This is a genomic window from Legionella sp. ST3F1, from assembly GCF_048553315.1.
In the GTDB taxonomy this organism is placed as follows: Bacteria; Pseudomonadota; Gammaproteobacteria; order Legionellales; family Legionellaceae; genus Tatlockia; species Tatlockia donaldsonii.
Window position 1 is genome coordinate 52,462 of sequence record NZ_JBLZIO010000002.1, and the last position, 11,974, is coordinate 64,435.

Sequence of the window (11,974 nt, forward strand, 5' to 3'; positions counted from 1 at the left end):
TTGTTATGTCGAATAGATGCTTGATTAGATCGTTGCCGAATACTCATTAGAGGAGAAATTTTTATTTGAGTATTAAATAGTAATACTAATCCATTTGCCAAATAGGACTTCGGGGAAAAAGATTCTATTTTGAATGTGCGAATTATATGCTGTTAATAGAAGATTTAATTGGAGTGCAAGATGAGCTTAACCAAAATAAGAGGTTTTTACCCCTATCTCATGGTGGTGTTTTTCAATACTTTTGTTGATCTAGGGCATAAAATTTTGATTCAAGATACCCTCTATCAAACCTCAAGTGGAACTATCTATACCATTCTATCCGCAATTATTAATGCCCTTATCCTTTTGCCTTATATTTTATTATTTACCCCATCAGGATTTCTTGCCGATAAGTTTCCTAAAGCGTTGGTGTTAAGAATAACTGCGGCAGCGGCTATTCCGCTGACCTTAGTGATTACCTGGTGTTATTACCAGGGTTATTTTTGGGGTGCTTTCTTACTAACCTTATTACTTGCTATTCAGAGTGCCCTCAATTCACCAGCCAAGTATGGCTATATTAAAGAGATCTTCGGGAAGGAACATCTGTCGCAGGCTAATGCAATTGTTCAAACGCTGACAATTATTGCTATTCTAGGGGCCACTTTTATTTTTACCTATCTTTTTAGTTTTGCTATTGATGCTGCGGGATTACAGCACAACAGTGATAAGGCCTTGCTGCTACAAGCAATCGCTCCGGCCGGTTTTTTGTTAGTAATCGTTTCAGTTTTTGAAACGCTAATGACTTTTCTGCTGTTACAAAAACAAGCGGCAGATCCGCAGTCACATTATGAATTAAGCAATTACTTCCGTGGACATTATTTAACAACCTATCTGCAAAAGGTCACTGAAAAGAATGTCATATTTACCTGCATTGTCGGCTTATCCTTATTCTGGGCTATTAATCAAGTACTTTTGGCCAGTTATGGTGCGTTTTTAAAAGAACATCTGGGCAATATCAGCGTGATGTTTGCCCAAGGGTCCTTAGCTATAGGAGGAATAGGGATATTATTAGGTGCCTTATATGCCGGTAAAGTATCAAAGGGTTTCGTAGAAACGGGTTTGCTTCCGGTTGCCACGGTGGGAATAACCGCAGGGCTTTTTATTCTGCCAACGCTTTCCAGTCAAGTGGCGATTGTGTTGCTTTTTTTGGTTTATGGTTTTTTTGGCGGCATGCTCATTGTACCGCTTAATGCGCTGATCCAGTTTAATGCCCCTCGCAAGGAGTTGGGTAAAATATTATCTGCCAACAATTTTATGCAAAATTGTTTCATGATTGGATTTCTGGGGTTTACTGTCTTATTTAGCCTCTTGGGTATAGATAGTCTGATTTTATTGTATGGACTTTTTGTGATTGCCTTGGCCGGTGCAATCTATACCATAATAACCTTGCCTCAATCCCTGGTCCGCTATTTATTGTATTTCGTTGCTTCCAAATTTTATCGCCTGAGCGTTTACCAACTGGATAACCTGCCTTCAGCAGGTGGTGTCCTATTGCTGGGTAATCATGTTAGTTTTATCGACTGGGCCATTTTACAAATCGCTTGTCCACGGCCAATTCGTTTTGTTATGGAGCGTTCTATCTATGAAACCTGGTATCTGAATTGGTTACTCAAGAAATTTAAAATCATTCCTATTGCTCGAGGCGCCAGCCAGGATTCGTTACAGGAAATTAATGCTGCTTTAAATGCAGGCGAGGTTGTAGCACTGTTCCCTGAGGGGCGTCTAAGCCGGAATGGACAATTAGGTGTTTTCCGAACTGGTTTTGAGCGGGCAGTGGTGGGTGCGAATGCAGTCATTATACCTTTTTATATCCATGGTTTGTGGGGAGCAAAAGCCTCCTATGCCTCGTCCTATTATCAACGGTTAATTCAAGCCAATAATCGCCGTGTAACCGTTATCTATGGCTCTGCAATGGATATTGGCTGTAAGGCACAAGCCGTGCAACAAAAGGTACGAGAGCTTTCTATTAAAGCCTGGAAATTATCAACGAACGAATTAAACAGCATTCAATCAGAGTGGTTGTATAAAGCAAAAAAAATAGGGCATTTACCCGCGCTTATTGAGGAAAATGGTAGAAAAATAACGAACAGTAAATTATTAGGGTTAGTATTATTCTTCAGCCGGAAAATTAAACCACTTATCAAAAAACAACAAACGATAGGTCTTCTTCTACCCGCCAGTCTGGGAGGAGTGATCGCCAACCTTAGTTTGTTCTGTTTGGGTAAGACAGTCGTCAATTTAAATTATACGACTGGTGAATCCATACTTCAGTCGGCCACCCAGCAAGCTGCAATTAAAACAATGATTACTTCCCGGCAGTTCATAGAAAAAATAAAAGCACGTGGTATCGAACTCAATGGGTTGATGTCTTCAATAAGCTTTATTTATCTGGAGGATTTCAAAGGTGAACAAAGCAAATTTGGGATTGTTGCGCATTTCCTGTTGGCTAAACTCGTTCCTATCTGGTTGTTGAGTTTGCTTTTTATCAAAAAAGCGGATGTTAACAGTACGGCAGTGATTTTATTTAGTAGTGGTAGTGAGGGTCAGCCAAAAGGTATTGAACTTACCCATCGTAATCTCTTAAGCAACATTAATCAGGTGTCGAGTGTTTTTGGTATTGAAGAAAAAGATATCATTCTGAATTCGTTACCGCTATTCCATGCATTTGGTCTCACGGTAACAACGTTAATGCCTTTATTAAAAGGGATACCGATGGTTTGTTATCCGGATCCTACGAATTCCCTGGCGATTGCCAAACTCATTTTTCGCCACAAAGTCACTTTCTTGTGTGGTACCTCTACTTTCTTGGGTTTGTATGCACGTAACAATGCTATACATCCCATGATGCTATCGAGTTTGCGTATGGTAGTTGCTGGCGCTGAGAAATTATCACCCGCTATTTACCAGGAATTTAAACGAAAATTCAATTTGGATATTTATGAAGGTTATGGGGCAACGGAAGTCGCTCCAGTCGCTAGCTGCAACTTGCCTGATGTTTTATCAGCAAGTGATTGGCATGTGCATACAGCAAATAAACCGGGGACAGTGGGTTTACCTTTACCCGGTTGTGCTTTCAGGGTTGTCGATCCTGAAACACTTCAGGATCTACCGGTCGGAGAAGAAGGTCTAGTCCTTATTGGCGGGACTCAAATCATGCAAGGCTATCTTAACATGCCAGAAAAAACACGCGCCGTATTAATCGAGGATGGTGATTTTACCTGGTATAAAACAGGTGATAAGGGTCGTCTGGATCATGAGGGTTATCTGACTATTGTTGACAGGTATTCCAGGTTTGCCAAAATTGGCGGTGAAATGGTAAGTTTAGGTCAAGTAGAGGAGCGCTGGCAGCAAGCATTTCATGACAAGGATATTGCAATCATGGCCCTTGCAATCCCTGATAGCAAAAAAGGGGAGCAATTGGCGCTTGTTTATGCTGCGAATCTATCCGTTGATGCAATCATGCAAAAGCTAATGAAAACTGATTTACCCAGGTTAATGTTGCCTAAAACAATCAAACAAGTGGAGGAGTTACCAAGGTTAGGCAATGGTAAATTGGATTATCAAGCAGCGAAACAACTTGTACTTGCTAGTTCAGACTCTCTTTAGATCATTGAAAATATGAGGAACCCATGGACGCATGGCAATAACCAATGCTGTTCCATGGCGTTTATCAATCGCAATATCGACCGTTTCACGGCAAGTTTGTAAAAATTGATCAGCGGCTTTGTGCAACGCTTGTTGAAATTTCAAATTATCTTGTTCACTGAGCATGCCGTTGCGCACTAAAAACAATTGCTCCGGTTTTTCAAAGCGACAGTTGAAAAAATCAGTTTGTATGTTTTCCTGGAAGAAACGCTGAATAGGCCCATCGGCAATCCAATAGAAGTCAGCATGAATTAAGCGCTTGAACCGATTACCAGGTTGCAGTTCTATAATTTTCATTTGATCAAGACGGGCTACTTTTCTAATCAGTTCATGTTCTGAAAAATTATAAAAACTCAAGATGTCATTGAATTCCCAATAATTAAGAACACAAATGGCGACTAGTAACAATTTTTTGTCACTGATCAATTCTTTTTCCTGTTTCTCGGTTAAATGCAGGATCGGTTTATTTCTTTTTTGTACGAGTTCAAAGGCTTCCGATAAGGTTAGATTAATGCATTCACAAATAGCTTCCAGTCTAGATAAATCAATGTGCTGTTGGCTAAACAACCGTTTAACACTGGCTTCTGATAAAGCCAGTTTTTTCGCAAGCTCTTTATAGGTTAAACCCTGTAGTTTAAGCTGCTGTTTAATGATTACAAAAAGATCATGGATTTGTGACATAAGTTGTAGTTTCTTATTGATCTAAAATAATTAACTATAACTGGCCGGAGTAATGGAAGGAACAAGGATTGACTGATGATAGCAATTATCTTTCATTACGATCCGTTGCTTTGGTCAGCGCCATTTTTTCGTTCTTTATCTTATACAGTAATTTTATCGCTAGAAGTTTTCTTTTTAAAAAGAGAGTATTAAAATGGGCCAGGATTTAATCCTGGGAGAAAGATTCTGACTACTTTTTTTAAAAATACTAAAATTGCGGCCAATGCACTTTATGGGGATTTTAAGTTTAAGCCTTATTACAACTTTCTCTTTCATCTGGAAGCGTTCACCACGTTTCTTTGCCACATAGCCAGATGTTTATATGATTTAGCCTGCACCGCCTTACGTGTGGCAATCACTCCCTTCTACGTTTTGAATCCGCTGGCCTGGATCTGGCTTCCAGGACATGCTATGGAGCTGGCTGATGATATTACAGGCGCATTAATTAGTGCTGTGACTGTTGTTATTCATCCCGCCGTTTTTGTCATTCGTACATTGTCTTCAATGATTTTTGGTTATGAGGAAGATAGTGACTGCGATTGGGGAGTTGACGCAGAAGAACAAGATTTGGATCTTGCGATGACCATTGGGGTCTTTTCTTAGTAATTTAAACTGTTAGGCCAATCTGCCTACTTACTCGCTTTGTTTATAAAGCCTTCCCGCTTTCGCGGGAAGACATTGTCCTTTCTGTACAGACGGGAATTCAGGAGGTTCGCGCTGCAAGGTTAGCCCATTTTGACCAGTTGATAATAAAATTTAACTGCACTGTTCTTATGCTGTTGGTTGTAATCAGATAGCTCCAAAACAGGTGAGCTAGAGACTGTATTATTAATATACTTAAAGAGATATAACTCCCTGGAAATTAAAAGTAAAAGCCTTCCCTTCGTTTCATCGGCACTGCCCCAATATTGATACATTAAACTATTTAATCCAAAAACATGGGAACCAATAACCTGATAGGACGAATCGATTTGCTGATGTTCCAGCAACTTTTGCTGGTAAAAGGCAAACTCGCTGCCAATGTTATAAACATCCAGCGGCACGATGATGGGCGTGTCATGATTTTTACTTTCTACTGTATCGGCAAGTCGATGCAGTTGCCAAGTGAACTCATCCCAATGAATTATTTTAGGAAATAAATAGTGGTTAAGTGTTTGTGGTTTGCCTGAAAAAATACAATAAAGTATTCCGCTGTAACAAAACAATAATACAACGCAGGTTGTTATCCAACTTTTACGGGTCGATAAACCAATTATTTTTTGGTCGTGGGCGATTAGGATCGAAAACCAGGGAATCATTGCCAGCAGACTGGGGCCAATCCAATTAACCTTGATTACATGACACAGACTAAACAATGAAAAAAATAACAGGGGTACGGTTGTATACACTTGAAGAAAGCGTTTTGTTTTCGTGGTTATGAGGTTTTTAGCCTGCTCTTTGGTATATAAAAGCCATCCTCCAAAAACACCGGCAGGAGTTAAAAATACCAGCAATAATCCAATCAATATATGCAAGGAAAAGGTGTAATGCTCTTGCAGTCGTCGCGTGCTCTGAAATTGGAAGGATGCCCATTGATGGGTAGCATTCCAATAAATCACAGGGAAAAACAGGAGCACACTTATTAATGCACAAAGGTAAGGTTCTTTACGAAAGAACCACTTGCGCGAACCAGGCTCTAAAATTAAATAGGTGACGGTCGCAAGCCCCAGCAAAACGATGGTGTATTTGGAAAGCAGCCCCAGGCCAATCCATAGTCCTGCCAAATACCATTTTTTGGATTGCTCCAGCACCAAAGCCTGGTAGAGATAATAAAGCGTTGCCGACCAGCTAAGAATCAGAGGGATATCTGGAGTAATGATATGCGAATGAATAAAGAAAAAAGGAAGGACTGACAAGAGCGCAATAGCATAAATACCAGCTCCTCTCTTTATTGAGTTGGTGAGCTTAAAGCTAAAATAGCCTGTCAAAATCCAACAAGGGATTGTAGCAAAGCGCACCCCCCATTCATTGGTTCCCAAAAGGGATGTGCCTAACTTAATTAAGAGGGCAACCATTGGCGGGTGATCGAGAAAACTGAAATCAAGATGATTCGCATAATTCCAATAATACGCTTCTTCTACTAATAAATTGGCCGATAGCAGGAAGAAGAGGTGCAACAGGAGAAAAAGAACAATAACAATTAAAAATGGCAATCTATATCTAGTTTGATTCATTATAAATTTTTAACCCAATATCCATAACAGGTTGTCCTTCAAGCAGTCAAGTTAACGGTTAACAGCTCAAATAGACTTATCACCTCGTTAAATAATTTGAATTTCCATATTTAATACTAAATTTCAATGAATAGCTTTAAAAAACTTAAAAATAATAAAATTTTTTTATTCAGGGAATTACGTTATCAGAGAACGCTAACAAAGTGGTTGTTGGTGAATAAAGTGATTAAACAAATCGAATAATCTTGCCGGTTGATCAATAGGTGCCAGATGGCCGGCACCACGAATTTTGACCTGAGTTAGCCCGGCAGCTGTTTTAGCATAGCCGGCAACTTGACCGTCAGTATGCCATACACAAGTCGATGCTTGGGCAAAGAGCTTTTTTCCAGGCCAATTCAATGCTGCAATCCATAAATCAGTACTCATGAAATTAGAGTCTTTTCCATCCTCAAGGCCGTTGTATATCCACACAGGAATACCCGCAGATAGTATACGGGGATAAAGATTGGCAACGGAGTCCTGTTCACCGATTTCAAGACTATCGGCAGCTATTTTGCTGAAGGTTTTGTATTTTTTCACTCGTGGATCACTATGTAAGGCTTTACGTACAGCAGGACGATTTAAATAGTGAAGCATTGCTCTATCATCTGGTTCGGTAGCTGTTGCTATGTTTGCCAAATTAATGTTGCCGCTTGTTTTTTTTATAAACTCTTGAATTTTTTCGCAGACTTGATTGGCACGCCGACTTGAAGGGGTTGTTTTATCAATTTCTTTTATACACTGCTGATAAAGCGTTTTGACTTTAGTCTGTGCCTGTTTATCAATGAGTCCGTGTGTATAGGCAAAATCAATATTAGCGGCTTGTTGTAAACGGGGATTCACCCAACCATCACCGATTAAAAGTCCTTTTAATTGGATTTTTTGAGCATGGGTATTGCCGGCTAAAATACGGATTGCCAGTTGTGGCAAGTATTTCCCGGCATAGGATTCACCAGCAAGGTAGAAAGCTTGTGCCGAAAATTGGGGATAACGTTGAAAAAATAGTTTTAAAGCATGATAAAGCTGATCCATGGCTTCCGCTTCATTGGCATAACTGGAATGATTGCCATAAGAAAACCCGACACCAGCAGGTTGATCAATCACCAAATAATCGGCCTGTTTTGTCCATGAGTATTGTCTTTTTGCAAGATGGCCATTTTTTTGGACTGTATAAGGACCATTTTCCATAAAAAAACCATATAAACTTGCAGCGCCAGGGCCGCCGTTCAGCCATAAGACAATGGGCGTTTTTGTAGAATGGGTAGGACTTGCAACAAACCAATAAAATAAATTACCTGTTTTGTTGTGGCATTGGTAGCTGACACAATCGGGACCTGAAAGTGGGAGATAGCCTGCTAATTGCAGTTCGTTAATTGTACCAAAGCCTGGCAAAGAACGGATCCTTTCTGCGGAGTTTACTGGGGAGCCTGATTGTGAACTAACAATGAAGGAGGTATAAACAATGAATGAAAACAACAAAGGCCTGATTTTCATGTCATGATTATACCAATATAACTGGAATAGAGTTAAGACTTTTGCAAATGCATTGCGAAGTGTTTAACTACCAAACACATTCATCGGATTTGAAGGCTGTAAGCAAGCATTCAAAATCTCTTGCATCGAATTCAATGCTTTTTCTTTAGCTTCCGATGGATACTTGGATTGAACATCTCGGATAGTTTGTTCAAGTTGAGCGACCGGAACAGCTACGGACTCATGTATCTCGGTTTGTGTGATTTTACGAGGCAAACGATGACCGCCAAAGAAGCTGTTGCTTAATAGCTGCGACATTTTAGGCGTACTTTGTGCACTCATATCGATCACTTTAGTTAATTTAGATTACTTATACTTTATCAAGGTTTTCTGAAATAAACCTTAAGGAAAGCTTAAGATAAATAAATTTTTTTCATTTTAAATGAAAATTAATTAGTCAATGAGTTTGTTTTTAGCGGTATTGTGCGTAATTATCATCCATTTTGGTGCTTTTATTAAAAAAACTTGCTTAATAAATGAATTTGATAAGAGAGGAGTTTAAGTAACACCATGACCGGGAATCGCTCGAAAATGAAAGGAAAGAAGAAAGCAGACTTTATCCTGCTTACTTCTTACTCTGCTGTCGCTTTTACCCCTTTCTTTTTCATATGCCGCTTCTCTTGCCAGGTTTGTAACAATACGTAAAACACGGGCACAAAGACCACTGCAAGGCAGGTAGACGCTAACATGCCGCTGCATACGGCCACACCAATGGAGCGCCGTGCATTGGCACCGGCACCAGTGGCAAAGACCAAAGGCAACACCCCCATAATGAAGGCGAAAGAAGTCATTAAAATAGGGCGAAAACGTGTTTTTGCTCCTAATACCGCAGCCTCCATAATGGGTTTGCGGTGAATTTGTCGTTGCTCATGGGCGACTTCAACAATCAGAATCGCATTCTTGGTTGCTAAAGCAATTAACAACAACAACCCTATCTGCGTATACATATTGTTATCGAGCCCCAGGCTGGATAACGCGATTACTGTTCCTATCAGTGTTAAAGGGACGCTAAGAATAATTGAGGCTGGTACAAGCCAGTTTTCGTATTGCCCAGCTAAAATCATATACACTAAAATCAATGACATGATAAAAATAAGATAACTGACATTGCCCGCTACTTTTTCCTGGTAAGCAGTGGATGTCCACTCAAAAGAGAGGCCTCCGGGCAAAATTTTATGCGCCAATTGCTCCAGGGTTTGAATGGCTTGTCCCGAACTATAGCCTGCTGCTGCAATGCCATTAATGCTGCTTGATGGATAGAGATTATAAAGGGAAATCAGTGCTGGCCCGATAGTTGGATTGATATCTGTTAATGTGCCAAGAGGAACCATACCACCATACTGATTTTTTACATAATAATTGCGCACATCCTCTATACTTGTACGTGAAGAAGCGTCTGCTTGTACATAGACCTGAAATACCTGGCCAAATTTGGTAAAAAGATTTACATAAGAGGAGCCGAGATAAGTTTGTAAGGTATCAAATGCGGAACCCACAGAGACACCTAAGGACTCTGCCTTGGAACGATTGATTGGCGCGGAAACTTGCGGTACAGCAGCACGAAAAGAAGTCATCACTTTTTGTAATTCGGGCAGGGCATTCCCTTGCTTCACCAACTGATCAGTAACTTTTTGTAGTTTGAGGTAATCAAAACTGCCATCTTGCATTTCTACCTGCATTTGGAAACCGCCTGATAAGCCCAATCCTTGAATCGGGGGCGGTACAACGACTAATACTTTGGCATTTAATGTTTGTGCGGCAATTTCGCTAAACCTGGTATAAAGTGATTTTAAATCCTCTCCTTTTCCACGGACACTCCAATCTTTGAATATGATATACACGACACCCGCATTAGCCAGGTTGGCGTTATTATCGAGAAGAGAAATACCATCAATGCTAATGACGTTCGCAACACCGGGAACGGTGGAAACTTTTTTACTTAATTCATCCAAAACAGTTTCCGTGCGCCCGAGGGTTGCCCCATCAGGTAAGAGGACGTTTAAAATGAGATAGCCCTGATCTTCTATGGGAATAAAACCTGTCGGAATAAGGCTGATACCGCCAATAGCAATAGCAACTAACAAAACACCGAGGAGGCAAACTTTATTCGTGTGATGTACAAGCCGATCCATGAATCGTATATAAGAGGCTTCGATAGGGTTATAAAAGCGATCGAAGGCACGAAAGAAAATATTTTTGGGTTTATCTGGATCAATCGGTTTCAGCCATAAAGCACATTGAGTCGGTTTCAATGTCATGGCGTTGATCGCACTAATGAAGGCCGTTGCAGCGATGACTAAAGCAAATTGAGCATACATCGCACCGGTTAAACCGGGCATAAATCCGGCGGGCACAAAAACGGCCATGAGTACCAGGGTAATACCAAGAATTGGCCCAAATAATTCACGCATTGCTTCAATGGCAGCCTCTTTGGGTGGCATGCCTCTTTCAATATGTTGTGTAACCCCTTCAACAATAACAATTGCGTCGTCTACCACAATACCAATAGCCAAGACCAAGGCAAACAAGGTTAATAAATTGATGCTATAACCCAATAAGAACATGGCAAAGAAAGTACCAATAATAGTGACTGGTACCGTGGTGGCTGGTACTAGCGTAGCACGGAAATTTTGTAAGAAAACCACAATGACCAGTAAGACTAAAATACCTGCCTCAAAGAGTGTCTTATAAACTTCGGTCACCGAGGCTTTTACGAACATGGTTGTATCAAAGGGAATAGAATATTCCATCCCTGGCGGGAATTTTTTTGCCATTTTATCAACGGTTTTACGCACTTCTTCGGCTACTTCCAAAGCGTTAGCTCCGGGAAGTTGGAATATCCCTATCGCTGCGGTTGGTTTGCCATTGAGTTTAGCTAGCTGACTATAACTGGAAGAACCAAGCTCGACTCGGCCTACATCCCGAATACGCACAATTTGTGCGGCACTACTCGCATCAGCTCTTTCATTGGGATCCGTCCCTGAGCTTTTGATGATGATGTTGGCAAATTCTTCTGGATTGGCAAGTTGGCCAGGGACATTAACAGTAAATTGATAAGGTTGTTGGCCTACTACAGGGGGCGCCGCGATTTGACCTGCAGACACTTCCTTGTTTTGATTGCTGATTGCATTAAGAACGTCACGTGGATTCAAAGAAAAAGCGAACATTTTTTGTGGGTCCAGCCAGATTCGCATGGCATAGGCACCTGAACCAAAGATAATGACGTTACCTACTCCAGGCAAACGAGACAGTTCATCCTGCATGTTAATCGTGGCATAACTGTCGAGGAATAAACCATCGTATTCGCCATTTTTGGATGTTAACGTAACAAACTGCAGGATAGCGGTAGATTTTTGCTGAACGACGACGCCTTGTTGCTGTACAGATTCTGGCAATTGTGCCATTGCTGCTTGGACGCGATTTTGTACCAGTACTTGAGCGAAATTGAGATCAGTACCGATAGCAAAGGTAACAATCAAAGTATAGTTACCACTATTGGTTGACGTGGATTGCATATAAAGCATATTTTCCACGCCATTGACTTGCTGCTCAATAGGAAGTGCTACGGTATTAATTAACGTTTTGGCATCGGCACCAGGATAATTGGTTGTTACTTGAATTGTTGGTGGTACTATCGCAGGGTATTGTGACACTGGTAAAACAATAATGGCAATTAAGCCAAGAAAAACCAGCAGTAAGGCAATAACATTTGCAAGTACAGGCCGTTCTATAAAAAATTTAGAAATCATTTCTGTTTCTTCTCACTTTGAAGATCCATTTTAGAC

Annotated in this window: 7 protein-coding genes; 2 read left to right on the forward strand and 5 right to left on the reverse strand. The window is 40.6% G+C overall.

The genetic code is table 11. From position 1 onward, the window contains the following. The first annotated feature begins 180 nt into the window (after positions 1–180). Positions 181–3,645 (forward strand): acyl-[ACP]--phospholipid O-acyltransferase, encoded by a 3,465-nt coding sequence (locus tag ACN4Z1_RS02450; RefSeq protein WP_228362995.1) that lies wholly within the window; start codon positions 181–183, stop codon positions 3,643–3,645. Here ACN4Z1_RS02450 and ACN4Z1_RS02455 read toward each other — a convergent pair. After that, entirely contained in the window at positions 3,631–4,365 is a 735-nt protein-coding gene (locus ACN4Z1_RS02455) for a helix-turn-helix domain-containing protein (RefSeq protein WP_228362994.1), read from the reverse strand. The genes ACN4Z1_RS02450 and ACN4Z1_RS02455 overlap by 15 nt on opposite strands. Positions 4,366–4,815: 450 nt before the next feature. Between ACN4Z1_RS02455 and ACN4Z1_RS02460 the strand changes: the two genes are divergently transcribed. Further along, positions 4,816–5,007, forward strand: coding sequence for a hypothetical protein (locus ACN4Z1_RS02460; protein ID WP_228362993.1), 192 nt, complete (start codon positions 4,816–4,818; stop codon positions 5,005–5,007). Positions 5,008–5,129: 122 nt separating this feature from the next. Here the strand turns inward: ACN4Z1_RS02460 and ACN4Z1_RS02465 are convergent, their stop codons facing one another. The 4 genes from ACN4Z1_RS02465 to ACN4Z1_RS02480 form a co-directional block, all read right to left on the reverse strand. Continuing rightward, positions 5,130–6,617 (reverse strand): glycosyltransferase family 39 protein, encoded by a 1,488-nt coding sequence (locus ACN4Z1_RS02465; RefSeq protein WP_419388132.1) that lies wholly within the window; start codon positions 6,615–6,617, stop codon positions 5,130–5,132. A 195-nt stretch (positions 6,618–6,812) separates the two neighbouring features. After that, a complete protein-coding gene (locus tag ACN4Z1_RS02470) occupies positions 6,813–8,150 on the reverse strand; it encodes a S10 family peptidase (RefSeq protein WP_228362991.1) in 1,338 nt (445 codons plus the stop codon). A 63-nt stretch (positions 8,151–8,213) separates the two neighbouring features. After that, complete coding sequence (locus ACN4Z1_RS02475) at positions 8,214–8,471, reverse strand: hypothetical protein (protein WP_115221992.1); 258 nt, start codon at positions 8,469–8,471, stop codon at positions 8,214–8,216. Positions 8,472–8,761: 290 nt separating this feature from the next. Beyond that, positions 8,762–11,938: an efflux RND transporter permease subunit gene (locus tag ACN4Z1_RS02480; RefSeq protein WP_228362990.1), complete on the reverse strand. Its 3,177-nt coding sequence runs from the start codon at positions 11,936–11,938 to the stop codon at positions 8,762–8,764. Between the last annotated feature and the right edge of the window lie 36 nt (positions 11,939–11,974).

Coding starts and splice junctions, on each gene's coding strand:
- ACN4Z1_RS02450 (WP_228362995.1), top strand. CDS start 181: ATGAGCTTAACCAAAATAAGAGGTTTTTACCCCTATCTCATGGTGGTG.
- ACN4Z1_RS02455 (WP_228362994.1), bottom strand. CDS start 4,365: ATGTCACAAATCCATGATCTTTTTGTAATCATTAAACAGCAGCTTAAA.
- ACN4Z1_RS02460 (WP_228362993.1), top strand. CDS start 4,816: ATGGAGCTGGCTGATGATATTACAGGCGCATTAATTAGTGCTGTGACT.
- ACN4Z1_RS02465 (WP_419388132.1), bottom strand. CDS start 6,617: ATGAATCAAACTAGATATAGATTGCCATTTTTAATTGTTATTGTTCTT.
- ACN4Z1_RS02470 (WP_228362991.1), bottom strand. CDS start 8,150: ATGAAAATCAGGCCTTTGTTGTTTTCATTCATTGTTTATACCTCCTTC.
- ACN4Z1_RS02475 (WP_115221992.1), bottom strand. CDS start 8,471: ATGAGTGCACAAAGTACGCCTAAAATGTCGCAGCTATTAAGCAACAGC.
- ACN4Z1_RS02480 (WP_228362990.1), bottom strand. CDS start 11,938: ATGATTTCTAAATTTTTTATAGAACGGCCTGTACTTGCAAATGTTATT.